Here is a 22,024-nt window from a genome sequence, read left to right as displayed (position 1 = left end):
CCAGTAGCCGCATCGAACTATTTTCGACGACACTGTTGCCCCGGCTGCGGTGCCACCGCCGGTCCGTGGATCGGTAAACACTGCACACCCAATCTTGATGGAACGAATGATGGAATTTTCCAGCGGCTTCCTGCTGAGCCTTTCGCTGTGCCTGGACATTGGCGTGGCCAATATCGCGATGATCACCCTGGCGATGCAACGCGGCTATTTCCAAGGCTTTGCCCTGGGCCTGGGCACCTGTGTAGGGGATTTGATCTACGCAGTCCTGGCGTTGGCCGGGATGACTGTGTTGTTGCAATACGACACGGTGCGCTGGGTGCTGTGGATTGGCGGCTCGGTCCTGTTGTTGTATTTCGCCGCGAAGATGGTTCATTCAGCGATCTACCATCATGCAGGGTTGGCCGAGGCCAGCGAAACTCGAGGCAACTCGCCACGCCAGGAGTTCTTTCGGGGAATCTTCCTCGCGATGTCATCTCCCAGTGCCATTCTCTGGTTCGCGGCGGTGGGCGGGACGCTGATTGCCCGCTCTGGTGGTGGCACTGTGCTCAGTTCGGCGTTGTTCCTGGGAGGATTTCTCAGCGCCGGGTTGCTTTGGAGCGCGGGCCTGTGCCTGGCGGCGACCCAAGGCGGAAAATTGTTAGGGGACAAGTTGCTGCGCTACTCCTATTGGGCTTCCGCGGCGATCTTCTGTTATTTCGCCGTTTACGTGATTGTTTCTGGCTACAACGAGTTTGTAGGAAAAAACGCTACGGCTATCCTGCCTGGACTTTGACAAGCGAAACGGTCTGGCAATCACGGTTTGGCTTCTATACTGCCAAGCCCGACTTCAAGTTTTCCGGAGTGTTGAAGCAATGGAAACGCAAAAACGCGTTAACGCAGGCGAGCCGCGCTTTGAACAGGGACGCTTTCAGCTGATCGCCGGTTTCGGCGCGCGTTTTACCCAGGACACTGCCCAGGACATCCCGCAGCTCTGGGAAAAATTCCTGCCCTGGCTTGGCAAGGTGCCGGGGCAGAAAGACGAAGTGACCTTCGGGGTGTGTTGTAACCCGGACGGCAAGGGCGGCTTCGAATACATCGCTGGCGTGGAGATCAGCCGCCTCGATGATCTGCCCGAACAATACCGTTGGATCGAGATCCAACCCGGGCCATATGCGGTCTTTGAACACAAGGGGCCGCTCAAGAATCTGCCGGAGACGTTCCGATACATATGGGAAGAATGGCTGCCTAAATCCGGCCGCCAGGCGGCTGATGAGCCGGAGTTCGAGCGCTACAGCGAGGACTTCAACCCCAGGACTGGCCAAGGCACCCTGGAGATCTGGATCCCGCTCAAGTCGAGCTGATCGTTGGGGATCCCCTGTGGGAGCGAGCTTGCTCGCGATAGCGGCGGATCAGCCAACGTCGATGTCGGCTGACACTCCCTCATCGCGAGCAAGCTCGCTCCCACATTTAGCGCCTATTGATCGTTGAGTCTGTTTGTCAAAACACTAACCCCATCCGTCGTTCATAACCGATGCGGCCCTTGTAGGCCTCGCCGCTGTCGACCCAGCCCAGCCGGGCGTAAAGGGCGATGGCCGAGTCGTTGTCGGCATCGACCGAAAGCTCCAATCCCTTGATTTCCGGCCACGCTGCCCGTGCCACGGCGGGGAGCGCTTGCAGGCAGGCCTTGCCGTAGCCTTTGCCCTGGGCACGATGGTCGACTTGCAAGGCGTGCAGAGTCGCGCTGTGTTCGTTGGCCCAGGCCGGCAACACGGGCGGACGCTTGAGCAACAGGAATGCCACCGGAACCTCGCCGGCCAGCAACGCGAAACCCTTGACCCCTGGGCCGGGCTTGGACAGCAGTGTGTGCAACGCGCCGTGGATGTCGCCGGAAAACTTGATTTGTTCGGGGTGGATTTCGATGGATTCGACCTGTTGCCGTTGCAGCGGGGTCAGGTCTTCATAAGGCACGAGCTGGGCGGTCATCAAAACGTCCGTTGTTTGCCGACAGAATGGACTCTGGATTCTAGCGAAATTTTTTCTTTGGATTATTTTTGTTTGGCTGTCGATTCGCCCTTTCTCCAAACGACAAAGGATGTCTCTAACAAAAAACTGCGGAGAACCACCATGAACACCCAAGCCACCGAAACCGAAATCCAGGCGCTGATCGACACCTATCGCCAGGCTGTCATGGCCAAGGACGTGGAAAAAGTCATGGCGCTCTACGACGACAACATTGTCTCGTTCGACGCCATCCAGGCCCTGCAATTCAAGGGCAAGGTCGCCTACCGGACCCACTGGGAGGCCTGCATGGAAATGTGCCCCGGCCCGCACAAGTTCGATTTCCATCAGGTGCAGATCACGCCAGCCGACAATATTGCGTTCGCCCACTGGCTGGCCTATTGCGGCGGCACCAACGACAAAGGCGAGGAGCAGGCTTGCTGGATGCGCGTAACGGCGTGCTACAAACGTTCCGCCGGGCAGTGGAAAATCGTCCATGAGCATTGGTCGGCGCCGTTCGATCCGATGGCCGGGACGGCGATTTTCGATCTGCAGCCCTGAGCGGCTGCGGTTCGCTTCTGCCATCCTTGTCGATCAGTCCGATCACGGAGTTTTCCATGAAGTATTTATGCCTGGTGTACAGCAACGAACAGGTTCTGCATAACTCGCCGGACAGTCCCGAGGACGCCGAATGCATGGCCTACGCCGAATCGATCCAGGGCAGCGGCCGGATGGTCGCGGCCGAAGCCCTGGAGTCGGTCCAAACCGCCACCACGGTGCGCATGCGCGGCGGCAAGTTGTCGATTACCGACGGCCCGTTCGCCGAAACCAAGGAGCAACTGGCGGGCTTCTATCTGATCGATGCCAAGGATCTGAACGAAGCTATCCAGGTCGCCGGCAACATACCGGCGGCCCGGGTTGGCTGCGTCGAGGTCCGGCCTGTGCGGCAATTGAATCCCTGAACGTTCATCCTCCACGGGAGCGCTTTCATGAGGCTTGAGCCTGTTTCCAGCCGAGCCATCAGGCCGGTGACCCAAGGCCTGTCCGCCTGATGCCCGCCGACGCGGTCAAGGCACGGGTCGAGCAGGTTTATCGCCAGGACTCGCGGCGAATCCTGGCGACCCTGATTCGCCTGCTGGGGGATTTCGACCTCGCTGAAGAAGCCCTGCACGAGGCCTTCTTTATCGCGGTCGAGCGCTGGCAGCGTGACGGTGTGCCCGATAACCCGCGGGCCTGGCTGGTATCGGCCGGACGCTTCAAGGCGATCGACAGCTTGCGTCGGCGGGCGCGCTTCGCCGCCTCGCAGCCGATGCTGATTGCCCAGCTTGAAGAACTGGAGCAAACCGAGTGGAGCGATGAAGACGTGGAAGACGATCGGCTGCGGCTGATTTTCACTTGTTGTCACCCGGCACTGGCAGCCGATGCGCAGGTGCCGTTGACCCTGCGTGAAGTCTGCGACCTGACCACCGAGGAAATCGCCCGGGCCTTCCTCGCCGCGCCAGCGACCATTGCCCAGCGCATCGTGCGGGCCAAGGCAAAGATTCGCGACGCGAAGATTCCCTATCAGGTGCCGTCCCGTACGGAGCTGCCTGAGCGGCTCGACAGTGTGCTTCGGGTCATTTACCTGGTGTTCAACGAGGGCTATTCGGCATCGATGGGCGCCGAATTGACCCGCGAAGACCTGACGCGCGAAGCCATCCGTTTGGCGCGCCTGTTGATGGAGTTGCTGCCCGAAGCCGAAGTCATGGGGTTGCTCGCATTGATGCTCTTGCACGAATCGCGGCGGCCGGCACGAACCTCAATGACCGGCGAGTTGGTTTTGCTGGACGAGCAGGACCGGTCGCTGTGGGATCGCGCCATGATCACCGAAGGCTGCGCCATGGTCGAGGCCGCGCTCAATACCCGGCGGTTCGGGCCTTATTGCCTGCAAGCGGCGATCGCTGCGGTGCACGCCGAAGCATCGACGGCGCAAGAGACCGACTGGCCGCAGATCGTCGGCCTCTACGACATGCTCTTGCGCGCGGTGCCATCACCGGTGATCGAACTCAACCGGGCGGCTGCCCTGGCCAAGCGCGACGGGCCCCAGGCGGGGCTGCAGCTGGTCGACGGGATATTGGGCCGGGGCGAATTGACCGACTATCACCTGGCCCATTCGGCGCGGGCGGAGTTCTGTCGGCAGTTGGGGCGGGTTGAAGAGGCGAGGGCGGCGTATCGACGTGCGCTTGAACTGACGCAGCAGTTGCCGGAACGGCGGTTTATCGAAGCCAGGCTTGCCGGGTTGCAATGAGGTGGCGCCGGGCACAGCCCCGTGGCGAGGGAGCTTGCTCCCGCTGGGTCGCGAAGCGGCCCCCCGCGGTGTGCCAGTTAAATGAAAGGAGCTGCTGCGCAACTCAGCGGGAGCAAGCTCCCTCGCCACGGGTTTTTGCTTATGTCCGTGCGCAGAAGGGCACACAAACAAAAAAGGCGACCCGAAGGTCGCCTTTTTCAATCGTCCAACGTTGATCAGAACTCGTGATCAGCATTGTCCGGGTTCAGGTCGCTGATGCCCAGCTTGCCCGCGGCCTGTTCGATCGAACCGGTCTGCTTGACCAGGGCGGCGATGGCGTCGCGTACGATCTGGTTGCCCGCGGTGTTGCCAGCAGCGATCAGTTGGTCGTAGTGCTCACCCTTGTTGGCGTGATCGACCATGACCTGGATCTTGGCTTCGGTGTCGGCCAGGTCGGTCTTGAGCGCGGTGTCGGCGGCCGGGTCGGCCTTGGCCACGAGGGACGACAGGCTGGCGCCAGTCATCTTGGTGCCGTCGACGCGGGTGTATTCGCCCAGGTAGACGTTACGCACGCCCTTGGCATCGTAGAAGTGCGAGTTGTGGGTGTTGTCGCTGAAGCAGTCCTGTTCGTCTTCCGGGGAGTTGGCTTCCAGGGAGACTTTCATGCGCTCGCCCGCCAGTTCGCCCAAGGACAGGCTGCCCATGCCGAACAACATCTTGCGCAGGCCGGTTTCGGCAGGTTCGGCTTCCAGGGTGGCGCGGTAGTTGTCGGCCACGTTCGGCTTCCAGTTGCCGACCATTTCCTGCAGGTCGTTGACCAGCAATTGGGTCACGGACTTCAGGTAGGCACGACGACGGTCGTTGTGGCCGCCAGTGGCGCCGGCGCCTTCCAGGTAATCCGAGGCCGGGCGATTGCCGGCGCCAGGGCCGGTACCGTTGAGGTCTTGGCCCCACAGCAGGAATTCGATGGCGTGGTAACCGGTGGCAACGTTGGCCTCGGAACCACCCAGCTCGTTCAGGCTGGCGAGTTTTTCCGGGGTGATGTCCTTGACGTCGACCTTGTCTTCGCCAACCTGGACTTCGGTGTTGGCGATGATGTTGGCGGTGGCGCCCGGGTTGCCCAAGGCGTGTTCGTAGGATTTGTCGACGTAGTCGATCAGGCCTTCGTCCAGGGGCCATGCGTTCACTTGGCCTTCCCAGTCATCGATGATGGTGTTGCCGAAGCGGAACACTTCGCTCTGCAGGTAAGGCACGCGCGCGGCAACCCAGGCAGCCTTGGCGGCTTTCAGGGTGTCGGCATTCGGCTTGGCGAGGAAGGCGTCGACGGCGGTTTGCAGGGTCTTGGCGGTGGATTCGGCATCGCTGTAGACGGCATAGACGATGTCGGCGTAGTGCGCGACAACAGCCTTGGCTGCGGTTTCGTCGATCTTGCCAGCGGCAGCGGGGGCCGCCGGTGCAGCGGCGCTGGCGGCCGGTGTTGGCGCTTGCGGCGCGGCGGCCTTGTCTTTGCCTTCGCCGCAACCGGCGAGGGAAATGGCGATGGCCAACAGACTGGCGGTAGCCAGAGGCATACGAATCATGGCGTAGATCCTGCTTCGATGATGAGTGGGGCTGGCGCGAGGGTGCGCAAAAACTGCGACATAATGCGAAAGATTTGCATTATGTGTAAAGGGTGCGGCTGTAAATATTTCTTGTTTGATAATGCAGATCGCCGCCTTTCGGCGGCGTCTGTAGGCGCTGCCTCGCGAAGCGAGGCTGCGATCCTTTGATTGACCCTTGAATCCCAAGCGAACATCAAGGGATCGCAGGCTTCGCCAGCGCCTACAGGTGCATGGCAGCAGGGATCAGACGATGGAGGCCTTGATGCGCTCCGCCTGCTTCAGATAGAGGCCCAGCTCCCGGGCCGGCAGGGGTTTGCTGTAGTAGTAGCCCTGGCCTTCGTGGCAGCCCTCGGAAATGATGTAGGCCTCTTGCTCGATCGTTTCGACGCCTTCGGCAATGACCTGCATCCCCAGGCTTTTGCCCAACTGGATAATGGCGCGGACGATGGTCGCGTCGTCTTCGTCATCGAGCAGGTCCTGGACGAAACTCTTGTCGATCTTGATCTTGTCCAGCGGCAGGCTCTTGAGGTAACTCAGCGACGAATAACCGGTACCGAAGTCATCAATGGCGATCAGCGCTCCGGAGCGACGCAGGCTCAGCAGATGCTGGGCAGCCGTGGTGATGTCTTCCATCAGGCCGGTCTCGGTGACTTCCAGTTCCAGGCTCCGTGGCGGCAAGCGGTACATCTGCAGGAAGTTGTTCACCACCCGTGGCAGCTCGGCGTGGTGCAACTGCACAGTGGACAGGTTCACCGCCATGCGCATGTCGACAAAGCCCTGGTCGTGCCACTCGCGCAATTGCTTGCAAGCCTGGTCCAGCACCCATTCGCCGATGGCGATGATGGTGCCGTTCTGCTCGGCCAGGGGAATGAACAGGTCCGGCGGCACCAGGCCGTGTTCGGGATGATGCCAGCGAATCAAGGCTTCGGTGCCCACCACGCGCAAGTCGCGGTAACTGATCTGCGGCTGGTACACCAGCGTGAACTGTCCACGGGCCAGGGCTTCGCGCAGGTCTTTTTCCAATTCGCGGCGCCGCCGCATCTCGCTGTCGACGCTGGCGATGTAGAACTGGTAGCGATTGCGCGAGCGGGTCTTGGCCAGGGTCATGGTCTGCTCGGCTTTCTGCAGCAGTTTCTCCGTGCTGTCACCGTCTTCGGGAAACAAGGTGATACCAATCGTGGCGCGCAGGCGGATCTCGTGATCATCGATCGCGAACGGCGCTTCCAGGTCGTCGAGGATACTCTGGGCCAGTTCGGCGGCTTCGTAGGGTTGCTCGATATCGGCCTGGACCAGGGCAAACTGGTCACCGCCCAATCGCGCCAGCGCGCCGAGACGCCCGCTGTGGGCGCGCAGTCGATCGGCCAGGGCCAAGAGCAACTGGTCGCCAGTCTGATAGGTGAATTGTTCATTGATGCTCTTGAAATCATCCAGCCCTACGCACAACACCGCTACGCGACGTTGCAGGCGCCCGGCGTCCACCAGGATCTTGTCCAATTGCTGCTGGAGTTGCTGGCGATTGGGCAGACCGGTCAGGAAGTCGTACTGGGCCATGCGCAGCAGGCTGTTTTCTGCTTCATGGCGCAGGTGCGTGTTGCGCTCGATGGAGGCGAGTAACTGGTTGGCGGTATTGATCCACAGGCCCAGCTCATTGTGCTCGTGCCCCGGCAATTGCGGGATCTTGTGCGCGCTGGGGCGGTCGGGATTGATTTCGGTCAGGTGCTGGATAATCCGCGACAGGGGTTTGGTCAACAGCCAGTGATAAACCAGGTACAGCACCAGGCCCATCGCCAAGGCGCGCAGCATTCCGGAAGTAAAGATGATCACTGAACTGATGATGAAACCCTGGCCATAGGTGGCGGTGTCCAGGGTAATGCTGAGGTCGCCGTAATATTCGCTGTAGGGGCCACGACCCACCAACTGCGTGGTGAAGGTTCGTTCCTGGCCGAGAATCAGGTCTGTCAGCCAACGGCTCTTGGAATGCTGCAAAGGCCGGGTCTTTTCCGCGAGCATGGTTTCACCGGGGTGGCCGATGGACGCCATGCGCACGGCTTCGTCCCGGAACAGCCCTTCGATCACCTGCATGCCCATTTCCCGGTCCAGGCTGTAGACCGCCTGGGTAGAAGGATCGCGGAACATATCGAGGATGCGCTGGGCGTCGTCAGTAACGGCCCGGTTGGTTTTGTAGGCATCGAACACGATCTGGGCACAGCTCAAGATCATGCCAACGATCAATGCCGAGAGGAGCACGACCCGGAGCAACTTCACAGACAAGCTGTTCTTGAGTTCCAGCTTCAAAGAGAGATTCCTTGTTCCGTGCGGGTAGCGTCAAGTTGCCATGAGTATTGGCAATCCTGTGATGTCAGTCAAAGGGACAATCAAACACAAGGGTTTTCGCCTGAAACCTGGCCGTTATACGGTGTTTACAGAGTGATTACTCTACGACCATTGTTTCGGTTGGAAGGGCCTGCAACTTGAGGCCTGGCGGGATTTTTTCTTGGATTTCAGACGCGAGGTCATCTGCCCTGGGCGATTGTTGCTCGTTCACCGCGAAGCTTGTTGTGGGAGCGGGCTTGCTCGCGAAAGCGGCGTGTCAGCCGACGGATAGGTTGCCTGCCGCGCTGCCTTCGCGAGCAAGCCCGCTCCGACACAATAATCCAAGCGACTCCCCAAAAAAAAACGGCACCTTCCCGTCGGGAAAGTGCCGTTTTTATTGGCATCACAACTTACGCAGTAAAGGCCTTGCCTTCGAACTGCTCAGCCACGAACTTCCAGTTGACCAGGTTCCAGAACGCTTCGACGTACTTTGGACGAAGGTTGCGGTAGTCGATGTAGTAAGCGTGTTCCCAGACGTCGCAGGTCAGCAGCGGGGTGTCGCCGCTGGTCAGCGGGTTGCCGGCGCCGATGGTGCTGGCCAGGGCCAGGGAGCCGTCAGCTTTCTTCACCAGCCAGCCCCAGCCGGAACCGAAGGTGCCGATGGACGTCTTGCTGAATTCTTCCTTGAACTTGTCAAACGAACCGAAGGCGGCGTTGATGGCTTCAGCCAGGGCGCCGGTTGGTTGACCGCCGGCGTTTGGCGCCAGGCAGTTCCAGTAGAAGGTGTGGTTCCAGACCTGAGCGGCGTTGTTGAAGATACCGCCCGAGGAAGTCTTGACGATTTCTTCCAGGGTCTTGCCTTCGAACTCGGTGCCAGGCACCAGGTTGTTCAGGTTCACGACATAGGTGTTGTGGTGCTTGTCGTGGTGGTATTCCAGCGTTTCTTTGGAGATGTGTGGCGCCAGTGCGTCGTGTGGGTACGGCAGCGGCGGCAATTCGAAAGCCATGGTGATTCTCCTAATCAGGTCAGTTGCGGTGAGCGCAAGGCCGATCACGGGCGGCCAGACTAGCGCCAGCGAGTTTGTACTCTTTGGGCGCAGGAGTCGGATCATAGCACCGGGGGGGCGGCATAACCACGCAACAACTGTGTGGGATAGAGGTTCCAGAGCGGTTTGGAATATCAGCCCGAGACGATTAATTGCATCGCCACGGTGAACATCATCACCGCCACCAGCAGGTCCAGGACGCGCCAGGTAGCGGGCCGGGCCAACCAGGGCGCCAACCACGCGGCACCAATGGCGAGAACGGAAAACCACAGCAGCGAGGCGCTGGCTGCCCCCATGACATACGCACCGGGCACGCTTTGCTGGGCGCCGAGGGAACCGATCAGCAGCACGGTGTCGAGGTAGACGTGAGGGTTGAGCAACGTGACCGCCAGTGCACTGAGCAGCACCGTGCGCAATGAGCGCGCCGCCTGTTTCTCGTCCCGTTGCAGGCTTTGTTTCGAAAAGGCCCGGCGCAATGCCTGGCTGCCGTACCAGAGCAAGAATACGGCGCCCCCCCAGCGGGCGATCGACAGCAGCAGCGGACTTTGGGCCAGCAGGGTTGCCAGCCCGAATACCCCGGCAGCCACCAACAGCGCATCGCAGGTCACGCAGAGCGCCGCCACGGGCAAGTGGTGCTCGCGGCGCAAGCTCTGGGCGAGGACGAAGGCATTCTGGGCGCCAATCGCCATGATCAACCCGAGGGCCACCAGCAGGCCGTTCACATAGCTTTGCCACATAAGTATTTCTCCATCCGAGTTCGCAATGCTGGCCATTCTCCGGTTCGTCGAGTTATAAGAAAAACCAATCTTGCTGATTGCTCATTAGGAAAACTGATGTTCGACTACAAATTGCTTTCCGCCCTGGCGGCCGTGGTCGAGCAGGCCGGTTTCGAACGTGCTGCGCAGGTCCTGGGGTTGTCGCAATCGGCCATTTCCCAGCGGATCAAATTGCTCGAGGCGCGCGTTGGCCAGCCCGTACTGGTGCGCGCCACGCCGCCGGCACCGACCGAGATCGGCCGTCGCCTGCTCAACCATGTCCAGCAGGTCAGGTTGCTGGAGCGTGATCTGCAAAGCCTGGTACCAGCGTTGGACGAGGAGGGACTCCCCGAGCGCCTGCGGATTGCCTTGAATGCCGACAGTCTGGCGACGTGGTGGGCCGGCGCCGTGGGGACATTCTGCGCCGAACAGCATCTGTTGCTGGACTTGGTGGTAGAGGACCAGACCGTTGGCCTCAAGCGCATGCGTGCTGGCGAAGTGGCGGCTTGTGTTTGTGCCAGCGAGCGTCCCGTGGCGGGTGCCCGCAGCGTATTGCTGGGGGCCATGCGTTACCGTGCCCTTGCCAATCCGGCCTTCATCGCCCGGCATTTCCCCGATGGAGTGCGCGCCGATCAACTGGCTCGCGCGCCGGCCCTGGTGTTCGGCCCGGATGATTTCCTGCAGCACCGATACCTTGCGTCCCTCGGCGTCGAAGGCGGTTTCGAGCATCACCTGTGCCCGTCATCCGAAGGTTTCATTCGCCTTGCCGAGGCGGGGCTTGGCTGGGGGCTGGTGCCTGAATTACAGGTCCGTGAGCAACTGGAGCGGGGCGAACTGGTGGAGCTGGTGGCAGATAAACCGATCGATGTGCCGCTGTACTGGCATCATTGGCGCAATGGCGGGCAGTTGCTCGGCTTGTTGACCGAACAACTGGTTCGCGCGTCTGGGCAGTGGCTGGTGCCGTTGGGCTGATTCGCAGCGTCAGGATTGCACGCAATACGCAAAACCTTCTTCATCGGAGCACTACATGAAAATTCTCGTCACCGGCGCGAGCGGCTTCATCGGCGGACGCTTTGCGCGTTTCGCCCTGGAGCAAGGCCTGGATGTTCGGGTCAACGGCCGCCGGGCCGAAAGCGTCGAGCACCTGGTGAGGCGCGGCGCCGAATTCATCCCAGGCGACCTGAGCGACCCGGAACTGGCCCGTGAACTGTGTCGGGACGTTGATGCGGTGGTGCATTGCGCCGGCTCAGTGGGGCTGTGGGGCCGCTATCAGGATTTTCACCTGGGTAATGTCCAGCTCACCGAAAACGTTGTCGAGGCTTGCCTCAAGCAGAAGGTTCGGCGGATGGTGCACCTGTCGTCCCCGTCCATTTATTTCGATGGCCGTGACCACGTGGGACTGACGGAAGAACAAGTGCCCAAGCGCTTCAAGCATCCCTACGCCGCCACCAAATACCTGGCGGAACAGAAAGTCTTCGGCGCCCAGGAGTTCGGCCTGGAAGTGTTGGCGCTGCGGCCGCGCTTCGTCACCGGGGCCGGAGACATGAGCATTTTCCCGCGCCTGTTGAAAATGCAGCGCAAGGGTCGGCTGGCGATTGTCGGCAACGGACTGAACAAAGTGGATTTCACCAGCGTCCAGAACCTCAATGAAGCGCTGCTCAGCAGCCTGCTGGCCACGGATTCGGCGTTGGGCAAGGCCTACAACATCAGTAATGGGACGCCGGTGCCGCTGTGGGACGTGGTCAACTACGTCATGCGAAAAATGGAAGTCCCGCAGGTCAGGCGTTATCGGCCCTACGGGCTGGCCTACAGCCTCGGAGCCGTGAACGAAGGTTTGTGCGCGCTTTGGCCCGGTCGCCCTGAACCGACGCTGTCGCGCCTGGGCATGCAGGTCATGAACAGAAATTTCACCCTGGACATCAGTCGGGCCAGGCATTATCTCGATTACGATCCACAGGTCGGTTTGTGGACCGCCCTCGATGAATTTTGCGCCTGGTGGCGTGTCCAGGACGCCCGCTGATCGCCCCGTCGTGAACCGAGTGCCCGGTTCGGGGTCAATGGGTGCGGCGGGCGAGGGGGTTATACTCGCCACATCAAGCCATCCCCGGTTTCCCAAAGGTTAGACCCATGCCCATGCGTAACGATGCCAACGACGACTTCGATGATGTACCGAGCCTGCGGATGCGGGCCGACATTCCCGATGACGATGACTTCATGCCCAACCGCCAGCCCCACGTGCAAGCACGTCCGGCGCCCGTTGCGGCGGCCAAAGTCAAGGGGCCGAGCACAGGGCCGTTGTGGGCACTGATCGGCGCGCTGCTGTGTGCTTTCGCTTTCCTGGCGTGGTGGAGCTTCCAGCAGATTTCCCTGATGGAACAGCAACTGGTGGCCACCCAGGAAAGCTTCGCCCGGATCAGCGAGGATGCGGCGGGGCGCTTGCAGGACATTTCCGGCAAGGTCGTCGCCGGCCAGTCAAATGTCATGAGCGACAGTGAAGCCTTGAAACTGCAGATCAAGCAGTTGGACAACAAGCTGCAGGAGCAGGGCCGGCAATTCGAAAGCCGGTTGCAGGAGGTGAACAAGCCGCAGCAAGGCGCGTTCGGTCCGTCCGATGACCTGGGCAAGGAACTGGCCCAGATCATTACCCAGGCCAGCGCACAGGAAAACGCCACCGCCCAGTTGCAGGCGGCCAACAAAGAACTCCAAGCCCAGCTCAAGACGCTGACGGCTGAAGTGACTGCCCTGAAGAACCAAGGCGAGGGCGGTGCCCTGGATGCCCAGCTCAAGAGCATCGGTGCCGACATCACGGCCCTGAAGCGAGCCACTTCCAACTCGGCCATCGAGCGCCTGGAGCAGGACATGGTCGTGCTCAAGAGCCAGCAGGACAACCGTTCGGGCAACACCGCCGAATTCGATGCGTTCCGTGGCCAGGTCACCCGCAACATCAACACGCTGCAATCGCAGATTCAGTACCTGCAGCAGCAACTGAGCGCTCGGTCCCAATAAGCCTGGGTAGCTCTTGGCCAGCGCCTACCCCGTAGGCGCTGGCGAAGGCTGCGATCTTTTGATCTTCAGGTCTTTCGCTCAAAACTCAATTGTCAGGGAAAAGATCGCAGCCTCGTTGCACTCGGCAGCTCCTACTTATCCCACGCCGTCTACGCTCTTGAAACACCAACAAGAACGAGGGCGCGCGCATGGGGTTTATTCGAAGGCTGGCCGGGCTGGCCGCACTGCTGATATTGGTCCAGGCCCAGGCCGCCGCGCCGGACGACGGCCAGGCCGCCCGGGCATTGCTGGAAAAGGCCCTGGCCTACTACCACGACAACGGCGACAAAGCGTTCGCCGCGTTCAGCCGCCAGGGCGAATTCGTCGACAAGGACCGCTACGTGTTCGTGGTCGATACCCAAGGCGTAATGCTTGCCAGCGGCGGTCCTTCATCAGCGTTGATCGGGCGTGACGTTTCCGAGGTGCTGGGACCTGACTTGCGCAAGGCTTTCAAAGAGGCGCTGAAAACCCCCGAGGCCAGCGGTATCCAGCAGGCTGACTATCGTTGGCAGAACTGGGCAGACGGCAAGGTCGAGCGCAAGCATGTGTATTTCCAGCGGGTCGGCGAGCGAATCCTCGCGGTTGGCTACTACCTGCCAAGGGCCTCCGCCGAACAGGCGAGGGCGCTGTTGGACAAGGCGGCGGGTGATTTGCTGAAGAACGAGAAAGGCACGCTGACGGCGATCAACTCGCTCAAGGGCGGCTACCTTCAGGACGACTTGTATGTATTTGTCGTTGACCTCGATACCCGTCGCTATGTTGGGCACGGCACCAACCTGCGGCTGATCAATACCGATTTCGCCAAGATCAAGGATCCGGACGGCAAGCCTGTGGGCGAGCCGATCCTGGCCATGATCGGCAAGCAGGACGCTGGGGAATATGAGTATCGCTGGAAGAATCCGGTGACGGGGAGGGTTGAGAACAAGCATGCGTATTTGAAGAAGGCGGGACATTTCCTGGTGGCGGTGGGGTATTACAGTCCTTGAGTTTCTAACATGAGACTCGTGACTGTTGGAGAACCCCTGTGGGAGCGAGCTTGCTCGCGAAGACGATGCCACAGTCGATGAAGATACTGGATGTGCCGGCCTCTTCGCGAGCAAGCCCGCTCCCACAGGGGGCTGCGGCGTACGCAAGACCAGTGGCTGTTGATAAGCCAGTGTGGGAGCGGGCTTGCTCGCGAAGGCGGCGGCACAGTCGATGAAGATATCGAACCTGCCGGCCTCTTCGCGGGCAAGCCCGCTCCCACAGGTGAAAACAGAACCAGGTCAGCTTTAAGGCCGAAGATACGGATATACACCCATAACCCAGCCGAAAATCACCCGGCCACCAACACCCGAATCGCCTCCAACCGCAACGCCGCCTTCTCCAGCATCGCCAACCCCTGCTCACGTTGCCGGCGCAGTGCCTCCAGCTCACTGTCCCGAACAGTAGGGTTAACCGCTTGCAGCGCGGTCAAGCGGGCCAGTTCTTCCTCGGTATCAGCCGCCAGGCGACGTTGAGCCTCGGCCACGCGTTCGGCGTGACGCGGGGTGATCTTCTCTTCGCCGGCATTGATCCGCGGCGCGAGCTGGTCACGCTGGGCCTGGATGAACTTGTTGGCGCTGGCGCGAGGCACGCTTTCGAGCTGGTCGTTCAAGGTCTCGAACGAGACCCGGGCCGCCAGGTCGTTGCCGTTCGCGTCCAACAGGCAGCGCAAGGCGGCCGGTGGCAGGTAGCGGCCCAGTTGCAGCGAGCGCGGGGCAACCACTTCGCTGACGTACAGCAGTTCCAGCAGCACGGTGCCGGGCTTGAGCGCCTTGTTCTTGATCAGCGCCACGGCGGTGTTGCCCATGGAGCCGGACAGCACCAGGTCCATGCCGCCTTGCACCATCGGATGCTCCCAGGTGATGAACTGCATGTCTTCGCGAGACAGCGCCTGGTTGCGGTCATAGGTGATGGTCACGCCTTCGTCGTCGCCCAGCGGGAAACTGGCGTCGAGCATTTTTTCGCTCGGCTTGAGGATCAGCGCGTTGTCGGAGTGGTCCTCGCTGTCGATGCCGAAGGCGTCGAACAGGGTCTCCATGTAGATCGGCAGGGCGAACTGGTCGTCCTGTTCGAGAATCGCTTCGACCAGCGCGTCACCTTCGCCTGCGCCGCCGGAGTTGAGCTCCAGCAGGCGGTCGCGACCGGTGTGCAGCTCGGCTTCCAGGCGCTCGCGCTCGGCGCGGGCCTCATCGATCAGCGCTTGCCAGTCGCCATCGTCGGCTTCTTCCAGCAACGGCAACAGGCGCGGACCGAACTGATGCTGCAAGGCGTTGCCGGTCGGGCAGGTGTTGAGGAAGGCATTCAGTGCTTCGTGATACCACTGGAACAGCCGCGCTTGCGGGCTGGTTTCCAGGTAGGGCACGTGCAGCTCGATGGTGTGTTTCTGGCCGATCCGATCCAGGCGGCCGATCCGCTGCTCCAACAGGTCCGGGTGCGACGGCAGGTCGAACAGGACCAAGTGGTGAGCGAATTGGAAGTTGCGGCCTTCGCTGCCGATTTCCGAACAGATCAGCACTTGCGCGCCGAACTCTTCATCGGCGAAGTAGGCGGCGGCACGGTCACGCTCGAGGATATTCATGCCTTCGTGGAAAACCGTGGCCGGAATGCCGGAGCGCACGCGCAGGGCGTCCTCCAGGTCCATGGCGGTTTCCGCGTGGGCGCAGATCACCAGGACCTTGGTGCGCTTGAGCATTTTCAGTTGGTCGATCAGCCACTCGACGCGCGGGTCGAACTTCCACCAGCGCTCTTCTTCGCTGGCGTCCGGCTGGGCCTGGAAGCTGACTTCCGGGTACAGCTCGGCGTGATCGCCCAATGGCAGTTCGAGGTATTCGTCCGGGCACGGCAGTGGATAGGCGTGCAGCTTGCGCTCGGGGAAGCCTTGTACGGCGGCGCGGGTATTGCGGAACAGCACGCGGCCGGTGCCGTGGCGGTCCAGCAGCTCGCGAACCAGGCGGGCGCTGGCTTCGATGTCGCCATCGTTGACGGCGGTCAGCAGTGCTTCGCCTTCGTTACCCAGGAAACCCTGGATGGTCTTGTGGGCTTGGGGCGAGAGTCGACCTTTGTCCAGCAGCTCCTGGACGGCCTCGGCCACCGGGCGATAGTTTTCGCTTTCGGCGCGGAAGGCCTGCAGGTCATGGAAACGATTCGGGTCAAGCAGGCGCAGGCGGGCGAAGTGACTGTCCTGGCCGAGTTGCTCCGGGGTCGCGGTGAGCAGCAACACGCCGGGGATGGTTTCGGCCAGCTGCTCCACCAGCGCATATTGCGGGCTGACGTGATCTTCATGCCACACCAGGTGGTGGGCTTCGTCGACGACCATCAGATCCCAACCCGCGGCAAACAGCGCGTCCTGGGCTTTCTCGTCTTCCACCAGCCATTCCAGTGCCACCAACGCCAGTTGGGTGTCTTCGAACGGGTTGCTGGCATCACTTTCGATGAAACGCTCTTCGTCGAACAGCGCCACCTGCAGATTGAAGCGCCGACGCATTTCAACCAGCCATTGGTGCTGGAGGTTTTCCGGCACCAGGATCAGGATGCGGTTGGCACGGCCGGAGAGCAGTTGCCGATGAATGATCAGTCCGGCTTCGATGGTCTTGCCCAGGCCCACTTCGTCCGCCAGCAACACGCGCGGCGCGATGCGGTCGGCCACTTCGCGGGCGATGTGCAGTTGATGGGCAATCGGCTGGGCACGTACGCCACCCAGGCCCCATAGCGGGGACTGCAATTGGCGGCTGGTGTGTTCCAGCGTGTGGTAGCGCAGGGAGAACCACGCCAGGGGATCGATCTGGCCGGCGAACAGGCGGTCGCTGGCCAGGCGGAACTGGATGAAGTTCGACAGTTGGGTTTCCGGCAGCGTGACGACTTCGTTCTGTGCGTTGAGGCCGTGATAGACCAGCAGCCCGTCGACGTCATCGACTTCGCGCACGGTCATTTTCCAGCCTTCGAAGTGAGTGATCACGTCACCCGGCGAAAACCGCACGCGAGTGAGGGGCGCATTCCGTAGCGCGTACTGGCGAGTGTCGCCAGTGGCCGGATAGAGCACGGTCAACAAGCGGCCGTCCTGTGCCAGAACGGTGCCTAAACCCAGCTCGGCTTCGCTGTCACTGATCCAGCGTTGCCCCGGTTGATACTGCTGCGCCATGCTGCCTGACTCCCGCCTTGAAAAAGCCGGCTATCTTAACGGAATGCTCCGTCAGACCAAAGGATTTACGCACGCATGCAGCCTTCGCGGCGACTTGTCATCCAGTGATCCAAGGGAACTTAAGCGGGCTCGGTGATCAAACAAGCTTGTGTCCTGCCGGGGCGTAATGCCAACCAGGTCACAAGTTTCGGACCAGCGGTTCAAGCCGCACCTCCCTTGGCCGACAACCTGAAGACAGGAGACCTTTATGTTGCCACCCATGCTCCCTTTGAGCGCCGTACCCATCACCGCTCAACAGGATCCGGTTCGCCAGCGACCGGACATACCGCCCGTGGTCCCGGTGCAACAGAGCTCCAACGAAAGCACCATCGACCTGCAGAACCGCGATCCGGAAGAGGCTGCGCTGCTATTGCGCGAGGAACAGCAGCGCCAGCAGGAGCGCAACCGGCGCCGCCGTGAAGCGGATGAGGATCCCGAGGAGCACCTGGCGGTCCCCGGCACGGAACTGAACGCCGATAACACCGTTCCGGTTGTCCCGCTGGTGGAGGGGGAATCGCGCCAGGGCCTGTGGGTCGATATCCAGATCTGATGCGGGCTTTGCCAATATGGCCGACAGCCCGCATCATGGGCGCATCGCCATTCACTGCACGATGCCGTACGCCATGAGCCAAGACGACAAACTGATCGACTTCAGTGCTGAACGCGCCAAGCGCGTCCATGACCTCAACGAAAAGCGCCTCAATGAAGTTCGCCAGGCATTCGAACAGGCGATGCCTTTGGGCAAGGCGAAGAAGAAGCCGAAAAACAAACCGAAAAAGCGCTGAAATCCCCTCGATCCATTGATGCAGATCAGTTATTTCCCCCTCTTCGCGCCCCGTTGCGGGCGTTATTGACGCCGGTCAATTTTCATCCAGGCCTGATTGGTTAACTTGAACCCATCGCAACAGGGACAAGACCAGGAGGCCAGTCATGTTTATCGATAATGTGGTGTTTGCCGGTGTATTGACGGTTGGCCTCATGTTCGTGTTTTTCGCAGGTTTCGGATTATTCATCTGGAAAGACGCTCACAAGCGCAAAAAGCCGTAGGTCTTTCCAGCGACAACGAGCACGCAAGGCATTTTGGGCGACTTCGGTCGCCCTTTTTTTTGTGCGTGATTTCCCGGCCCGATACCCATCAACTGTGGGAGCGAGCTTGCTCGCGATGGCGGTGGGTCAGTCAACACATGCCTCTACAGACATACCGCTATCGCGAGCAAGCCCGCTCCCACAGTTGTCAGGTGTGCGGGCATAAAAAAAGGTGCGAACCGCAAGGAACGCACCTTTTTTTGTGAGCCGCTGGAATCAGCTGCCCAAGGCCTTGGACGCCAGCCAGAACAGCCCGGCCGACAGGGCGACTGTCGCTGGCAGGGTCAGCACCCAGGCCAGGAGGATGTTGCGCACGGTGCCACCTTGCAGGCCGCTCTTGTTGGCGACCATGGTGCCCGCCACGCCGGAAGACAGCACGTGGGTGGTGGAAACCGGCAAGCTGAAGATGTTCGCCGCGCCAATCATGCAGGCGGTGGTGATCTGCGCCGACATGCCTTGGGCATAGGTCATGCCTTGCTTGCCGATCTTCTCGCCGATGGTCAGTACCACGCGTTTCCAGCCGACCATGGTGCCCAGGCCGAGTGCCAGGGCAACCGCCAGGATCACCCAGAACGGGGCGTATTCAGTGGTGGCGGTCAGGTCCTTGCGCAGCTTGTTCAGGTCGTCTTTCTCGCGGGCCGCCAGGCCTGGCAACTTGCCGACCTTCTTCGCCGTGTCGTCCAGGCAAAGTAGGTAGCGACGAACCTCGATGCGTCTTTCCGACGGCAGCGAGTGGTAGTCCGCCACGCCTTTGAGGGTGTCGAGCAGGGCGTTGATCGTCGGTTCGGTCTGTTGCGGGTTGCAACGGAATTTCTCCGGCAGATCACCTTCGACGCTTTTGCCCAGCGCCAGGAACTCACCGAGGGAGTCGCTGTTGCGCGTGTAGAACTGGCTCAGGTGCAGGGTCGCATCACGAGTACGCTCGATCTGGTAGGTGGTGCTGGTCAGGTCGAGTACGAACTGCGCCGGCACGATACCGATCAGCACCAGCATGATCAGGCCGATACCTTTTTGGCCATCGTTGGAACCGTGGACAAAGCTGACCGCCATGGCCGAGATCACCAGGACCAGGCGATTCCAGAACGGCGGGTGCTTCTTGTCGTCGATCTTGCGACGCTGCTCTGGCGTCTTGTGCATCTTCGACAATGGACGCCACCACTTCAGGCCAATCAACACCAGGGCGGCGATGAGGAAGCCGGCCATGGGCGAGAACACCAGGGAAGCGCCGATATCGATCGCCTTCTGCCAGTTCACCCCGTCGGCCAACGGGATATCGTTGATCAGCGCATTGGCCAGGCCGACGCCGAGGATCGAACCGATCAGCGTGTGGGAGCTGGACGCTGGAATACCGAAGTACCAGGTGCCCAGGTTCCAGGTGATGGCCGCTGCGAGCAGCGAGAACACCATGGCCAGCCCGTGTCCGGTGTTCACATTGATCAGCAGTTCCACCGGCAGCAAGTGAACGATGGCATACGCCACCCCCACGCCGCCCAGCAGCACGCCGAGGAAATTGAACACACCGGAAAAGAACACCGCCAGGTGAGGTGGCATGGCTTTGGTGTAGATAACAGTGGCAACCGCGTTAGCGGTGTCATGAAAGCCGTTGATGAACTCGAAGGCGAGGACAAAAGCCAGGGCGAGCAAGAGGCTCACAAGCACCCAAGCATCCAGTCCGCTGAATAAATCGATCATGAAGGTTTTCTGACCCGGGAATAAGGGGGCGCGATTATGCCAGAAAACCTCGGTAATCGATGCACTGCCTGCTCATCGGTCACATTCTTCTACGAAATAATCGGGAGGAAACCGTGCGTGGCATGGTTTTGCCGGGGAGCTGCAAGCCTTTGTTTACAAGGCAGAAAGCCCTGCGGACACGCTTCTCCTCGGGGTAGGAAGGGGCCTGAAAATGTGTATGAAATATCTGGAAGAGAGGTCGGGCATGAACGCCCCCAACCGGCGGTGGCGAAAATGGCGGCCCGCTTTTGGCGGGCGCTTGACGACGAGGGCCGGCCAGGGTGGCGACCGGATACCGTCCACAGAAAACATCAAGCCCGGAGGTTAGCTCTCTTCGGCCTTGAGTTCCTTTTCCATCTTCTGAAGTTCCTGGCTGAACGCCTGATCCTGGACGGTGGCGCGTTTACGCCAAGGTTTGCGTTCCGGTTCAGGTTGCGCGGCGTAGGTGGTGATCTCCCCGCCGTAAACTTCCTTGTAACGTTGTTCCTGGCGCTCAAGTTCCGCGCGCAGTTCGTCTTTCGTCACAGTGTTACCTAATTAATTAATTGAATCTGGTGATACGCACTGCATGGGAACATGCAGACGGCCACGGCACCAGAGCTGAGCTGACGTAGCATCAGGGCTTCGTGTTGTTGCCGATACAGGGGAAGCGGCCACAGGTGCTTCAGGCACCGGCAGGCGACACAACAGCGATGAACTGTCGTGCCTGCGGACGGTAAGGTCGATGGGCCTCGCCGTCACTGAAACGCATTATAGCGGTCCGTTGGGAGAACTCTATCGGTAAAGATAAAACCGCTGGTTGTTTGTGTGAATCAATATTTGTATGGACTACTAGTTGTGTCAACAGACGTATTTCCCTAACTGTCGATATCCTGACGTCATTGTTGGCGACAAGTTCAATTTTCGAGTGGGGACATGTCCATTGCCGGCCGCTTTCGAAAGCGCTGTGCGGGTCAGTCGGGACATGGATTCATCATCACTTGATTGCGATTATCGATCGGCGGTTCGATAATCGAACGGTGTCGGCGATCCGTCCTTGTGCGTCTGCCGGCCCGCCAGTTGTAATAGCCGATATTCCGCAGAGGATCCGACATGAACGACCAATTGCGCAACGCTTTCACCTCAGTCGCGCCGCCGATCGTTGCCTCGCCTGCCAAGCGGATCCAGGCGTTGACTGGCGATCCGGATTTCATGACGTCGCTGGCCCGCGGCCTGGCCGTGGTCCAGGCATTCCAGGAGCGCAAGCGGCACCTGACCATCGCCCAGATCAGCCACCGCACGGAAATCCCCCGTGCCGCTGTCAGACGTTGCCTGCATACCTTGATCAAGCTCGGCTACGCCACCACCGATGGACGTACCTATTCGTTGCTGCCCAAGGTGCTGACCCTGGGTCACGCCTATCTGTCGTCGACACCGTTGGCCGTGTCCGCCCAGCCGTACCTGGACCGCATGAGCGAGCAGCTGCACGAGGCCTGCAACATGGCGACGCTCGAAGGTGACGACATCCTCTATATCGCCCGCTCGGCCACCACCCAGCGGCTGATTTCCGTGGATCTGTCCGTGGGCGGCCGTCTGCCGGCGTATTGCACATCGATGGGCAGAATCCTGTTGGCTGCCCTGGACGATGCGTCGTTGCGCGATTACCTGGACCACGCCGACTTGCAGGCCAAGACCAGCCGGACGTTGCATACACCCGAGGCGTTGCTCGAATGCCTGCAGCAGGTTCGGCAACAAGGCTGGTGCATCGTCGACCAGGAACTGGAGCAAGGCCTGCGCTCGATCGCCGTGCCGGTGTATGACGCATCGGGCCAGGTGGTCGCGGCGCTGAATGTCAGTACCCACGCGGGTCGGGTCAGCCGCAACGAGTTGGAGCAACGCTTCCTGCCGGGCCTGCTGGGAGCCAGCCGGGACCTCAGCGCGCAATTGTTCAGTTAAGTGTTCAGGCTAAGTTGTTCGATAAACGCACACAGTCGGCCGGGATGAATTGACGGTATTTGCCTGGT

The 22,024-nt window shown here is 60.7% G+C and carries 21 protein-coding genes; 13 read left to right on the top strand and 8 right to left on the bottom strand.

Annotated features, from left to right (window positions below):
* The first annotated feature begins 109 nt into the window (after nt 1-109).
* Complete coding sequence (locus KSS97_RS22315; RefSeq protein ID WP_217860183.1) at nt 110-772, top strand: LysE family translocator; 663 nt, start codon at nt 110-112, stop codon at nt 770-772.
* Nucleotides 773-851: 79 nt separating this feature from the next.
* A complete protein-coding gene (locus KSS97_RS22310) occupies nt 852-1,340 on the top strand; it encodes a GyrI-like domain-containing protein (RefSeq protein WP_217860182.1) in 489 nt (162 codons plus the stop codon).
* 136 nt (nt 1,341-1,476) lie between these two features.
* Here KSS97_RS22310 and KSS97_RS22305 read toward each other — a convergent pair whose 3' ends face one another.
* Nucleotides 1,477-1,962: a GNAT family N-acetyltransferase gene (locus KSS97_RS22305; protein ID WP_030139329.1), complete on the bottom strand. Its 486-nt coding sequence runs from the start codon at nt 1,960-1,962 to the stop codon at nt 1,477-1,479.
* Nucleotides 1,963-2,103: 141 nt separating this feature from the next.
* Here KSS97_RS22305 and KSS97_RS22300 point away from each other — a divergent pair, with 141 nt between their 5' ends.
* The 3 genes from KSS97_RS22300 (at nt 2,104) to KSS97_RS22290 (ending at nt 4,264) form a co-directional block, all read left to right on the top strand.
* Complete coding sequence (locus KSS97_RS22300) at nt 2,104-2,538, top strand: YybH family protein (RefSeq protein ID WP_030139328.1); 435 nt, start codon at nt 2,104-2,106, stop codon at nt 2,536-2,538.
* Nucleotides 2,539-2,594: 56 nt separating this feature from the next.
* A complete protein-coding gene (locus KSS97_RS22295; RefSeq protein WP_030139327.1) occupies nt 2,595-2,939 on the top strand; it encodes a YciI family protein in 345 nt (114 codons plus the stop codon).
* An 89-nt stretch (nt 2,940-3,028) separates the two neighbouring features.
* Nucleotides 3,029-4,264, top strand: a complete 1,236-nt coding sequence (locus tag KSS97_RS22290) for an RNA polymerase sigma factor (protein ID WP_217860181.1) — start codon at nt 3,029-3,031, stop codon at nt 4,262-4,264.
* Nucleotides 4,265-4,479: 215 nt separating this feature from the next.
* On the opposite strand, the gene KSS97_RS22285 is transcribed toward KSS97_RS22290, so the two are convergent.
* From KSS97_RS22285 to KSS97_RS22270, 4 genes are all read right to left on the bottom strand, one after another.
* Complete coding sequence (locus KSS97_RS22285) at nt 4,480-5,823, bottom strand: imelysin family protein (RefSeq protein WP_030139325.1); 1,344 nt, start codon at nt 5,821-5,823, stop codon at nt 4,480-4,482.
* Nucleotides 5,824-6,087: 264 nt separating this feature from the next.
* On the bottom strand, nt 6,088-8,139 hold the full coding sequence (locus tag KSS97_RS22280; protein ID WP_217860180.1) for a putative bifunctional diguanylate cyclase/phosphodiesterase: 2,052 nt from the start codon (nt 8,137-8,139) through the stop codon (nt 6,088-6,090).
* Between the two features lie 428 nt (nt 8,140-8,567).
* On the bottom strand, nt 8,568-9,164 hold the full coding sequence (locus tag KSS97_RS22275) for a superoxide dismutase (protein WP_030139323.1): 597 nt from the start codon (nt 9,162-9,164) through the stop codon (nt 8,568-8,570).
* A 173-nt stretch (nt 9,165-9,337) separates the two neighbouring features.
* The gene (locus tag KSS97_RS22270; protein WP_217860179.1) at nt 9,338-9,940 is read right to left on the bottom strand and encodes a LysE/ArgO family amino acid transporter; all 603 of its coding nucleotides are present in this window, start codon (nt 9,938-9,940) and stop codon (nt 9,338-9,340) included.
* A gap of 96 nt (nt 9,941-10,036) precedes the next feature.
* Here KSS97_RS22270 and KSS97_RS22265 point away from each other — a divergent pair, with 96 nt between their 5' ends.
* The 4 genes from KSS97_RS22265 to KSS97_RS22250 all read left to right on the top strand — a co-directional run bounded on the left by KSS97_RS22265 (nt 10,037) and on the right by KSS97_RS22250 (nt 13,989).
* Nucleotides 10,037-10,930, top strand: a complete 894-nt coding sequence (locus KSS97_RS22265) for a LysR family transcriptional regulator ArgP (RefSeq protein ID WP_030139321.1) — start codon at nt 10,037-10,039, stop codon at nt 10,928-10,930.
* Between the two features lie 55 nt (nt 10,931-10,985).
* On the top strand, nt 10,986-11,978 hold the full coding sequence (locus tag KSS97_RS22260; protein WP_217860178.1) for an NAD-dependent epimerase/dehydratase family protein: 993 nt from the start codon (nt 10,986-10,988) through the stop codon (nt 11,976-11,978).
* A 107-nt stretch (nt 11,979-12,085) separates the two neighbouring features.
* The gene (locus KSS97_RS22255; RefSeq protein WP_030139319.1) at nt 12,086-12,964 is read left to right on the top strand and encodes a hypothetical protein; all 879 of its coding nucleotides are present in this window, start codon (nt 12,086-12,088) and stop codon (nt 12,962-12,964) included.
* A 188-nt stretch (nt 12,965-13,152) separates the two neighbouring features.
* The gene (locus tag KSS97_RS22250) at nt 13,153-13,989 is read left to right on the top strand and encodes a cache domain-containing protein (protein ID WP_217860177.1); all 837 of its coding nucleotides are present in this window, start codon (nt 13,153-13,155) and stop codon (nt 13,987-13,989) included.
* 329 nt (nt 13,990-14,318) lie between these two features.
* On the opposite strand, the gene rapA is transcribed toward KSS97_RS22250, so the two are convergent.
* The gene (rapA, locus tag KSS97_RS22245) at nt 14,319-17,165 is read right to left on the bottom strand and encodes an RNA polymerase-associated protein RapA (RefSeq protein ID WP_198798224.1); all 2,847 of its coding nucleotides are present in this window, start codon (nt 17,163-17,165) and stop codon (nt 14,319-14,321) included.
* A gap of 247 nt (nt 17,166-17,412) precedes the next feature.
* Here rapA and KSS97_RS22240 point away from each other — a divergent pair, with 247 nt between their 5' ends.
* The 3 genes from KSS97_RS22240 (at nt 17,413) to ccoM (ending at nt 18,251) form a co-directional block, all read left to right on the top strand.
* Nucleotides 17,413-17,754, top strand: coding sequence for a hypothetical protein (locus KSS97_RS22240; RefSeq protein WP_030139316.1), 342 nt, complete (start codon nt 17,413-17,415; stop codon nt 17,752-17,754).
* Between the two features lie 16 nt (nt 17,755-17,770).
* Nucleotides 17,771-17,989: a hypothetical protein gene (locus tag KSS97_RS22235; RefSeq protein WP_033864460.1), complete on the top strand. Its 219-nt coding sequence runs from the start codon at nt 17,771-17,773 to the stop codon at nt 17,987-17,989.
* A gap of 145 nt (nt 17,990-18,134) precedes the next feature.
* A complete protein-coding gene (ccoM, locus tag KSS97_RS28585; protein ID WP_030139315.1) occupies nt 18,135-18,251 on the top strand; it encodes a cytochrome c oxidase subunit CcoM in 117 nt (38 codons plus the stop codon).
* 255 nt (nt 18,252-18,506) lie between these two features.
* Here the strand turns inward: ccoM and KSS97_RS22230 are convergent, their stop codons facing one another.
* Together KSS97_RS22230 and KSS97_RS22225 are read right to left on the bottom strand one after the other, a co-directional pair.
* Nucleotides 18,507-19,982, bottom strand: a complete 1,476-nt coding sequence (locus KSS97_RS22230; protein ID WP_198798223.1) for an inorganic phosphate transporter — start codon at nt 19,980-19,982, stop codon at nt 18,507-18,509.
* A 363-nt stretch (nt 19,983-20,345) separates the two neighbouring features.
* Nucleotides 20,346-20,546, bottom strand: a complete 201-nt coding sequence (locus KSS97_RS22225) for a hypothetical protein (protein ID WP_030142302.1) — start codon at nt 20,544-20,546, stop codon at nt 20,346-20,348.
* A gap of 567 nt (nt 20,547-21,113) precedes the next feature.
* Here KSS97_RS22225 and pcaR point away from each other — a divergent pair.
* Complete coding sequence (pcaR, locus tag KSS97_RS22220) at nt 21,114-21,956, top strand: pca regulon transcriptional regulator PcaR (protein WP_030142301.1); 843 nt, start codon at nt 21,114-21,116, stop codon at nt 21,954-21,956.
* Nucleotides 21,957-22,024 lie beyond the last annotated feature (68 nt).

Source organism: Pseudomonas alvandae (assembly GCF_019141525.1).
Lineage (GTDB): Bacteria > Pseudomonadota > Gammaproteobacteria > Pseudomonadales > Pseudomonadaceae > Aquipseudomonas > Aquipseudomonas alvandae.
This window is presented reverse-complemented; position numbering and strand designations above follow the sequence as displayed.

Bases quoted from the DNA above. Each gene is read 5' to 3' on its own strand.
- KSS97_RS22315 (WP_217860183.1), top strand. From the start codon at position 110: ATGGAATTTTCCAGCGGCTTCCTGCTGAGCCTTTCGCTGTGCCTGGAC.
- KSS97_RS22310 (WP_217860182.1), top strand. From the start codon at position 852: ATGGAAACGCAAAAACGCGTTAACGCAGGCGAGCCGCGCTTTGAACAG.
- KSS97_RS22305 (WP_030139329.1), bottom strand. From the start codon at position 1,962: ATGACCGCCCAGCTCGTGCCTTATGAAGACCTGACCCCGCTGCAACGG.
- KSS97_RS22300 (WP_030139328.1), top strand. From the start codon at position 2,104: ATGAACACCCAAGCCACCGAAACCGAAATCCAGGCGCTGATCGACACC.
- KSS97_RS22295 (WP_030139327.1), top strand. From the start codon at position 2,595: ATGAAGTATTTATGCCTGGTGTACAGCAACGAACAGGTTCTGCATAAC.
- KSS97_RS22290 (WP_217860181.1), top strand. From the start codon at position 3,029: ATGCCCGCCGACGCGGTCAAGGCACGGGTCGAGCAGGTTTATCGCCAG.
- KSS97_RS22285 (WP_030139325.1), bottom strand. From the start codon at position 5,823: ATGATTCGTATGCCTCTGGCTACCGCCAGTCTGTTGGCCATCGCCATT.
- KSS97_RS22275 (WP_030139323.1), bottom strand. From the start codon at position 9,164: ATGGCTTTCGAATTGCCGCCGCTGCCGTACCCACACGACGCACTGGCG.
- KSS97_RS22270 (WP_217860179.1), bottom strand. From the start codon at position 9,940: ATGTGGCAAAGCTATGTGAACGGCCTGCTGGTGGCCCTCGGGTTGATC.
- KSS97_RS22265 (WP_030139321.1), top strand. From the start codon at position 10,037: ATGTTCGACTACAAATTGCTTTCCGCCCTGGCGGCCGTGGTCGAGCAG.
- KSS97_RS22260 (WP_217860178.1), top strand. From the start codon at position 10,986: ATGAAAATTCTCGTCACCGGCGCGAGCGGCTTCATCGGCGGACGCTTT.
- KSS97_RS22255 (WP_030139319.1), top strand. From the start codon at position 12,086: ATGCCCATGCGTAACGATGCCAACGACGACTTCGATGATGTACCGAGC.
- KSS97_RS22250 (WP_217860177.1), top strand. From the start codon at position 13,153: ATGGGGTTTATTCGAAGGCTGGCCGGGCTGGCCGCACTGCTGATATTG.
- rapA (WP_198798224.1), bottom strand. From the start codon at position 17,165: ATGGCGCAGCAGTATCAACCGGGGCAACGCTGGATCAGTGACAGCGAA.
- KSS97_RS22240 (WP_030139316.1), top strand. From the start codon at position 17,413: ATGTTGCCACCCATGCTCCCTTTGAGCGCCGTACCCATCACCGCTCAA.
- KSS97_RS22235 (WP_033864460.1), top strand. From the start codon at position 17,771: ATGGCCGACAGCCCGCATCATGGGCGCATCGCCATTCACTGCACGATG.
- ccoM (WP_030139315.1), top strand. From the start codon at position 18,135: ATGTTTATCGATAATGTGGTGTTTGCCGGTGTATTGACGGTTGGCCTC.
- KSS97_RS22230 (WP_198798223.1), bottom strand. From the start codon at position 19,982: ATGATCGATTTATTCAGCGGACTGGATGCTTGGGTGCTTGTGAGCCTC.
- pcaR (WP_030142301.1), top strand. From the start codon at position 21,114: ATGAACGACCAATTGCGCAACGCTTTCACCTCAGTCGCGCCGCCGATC.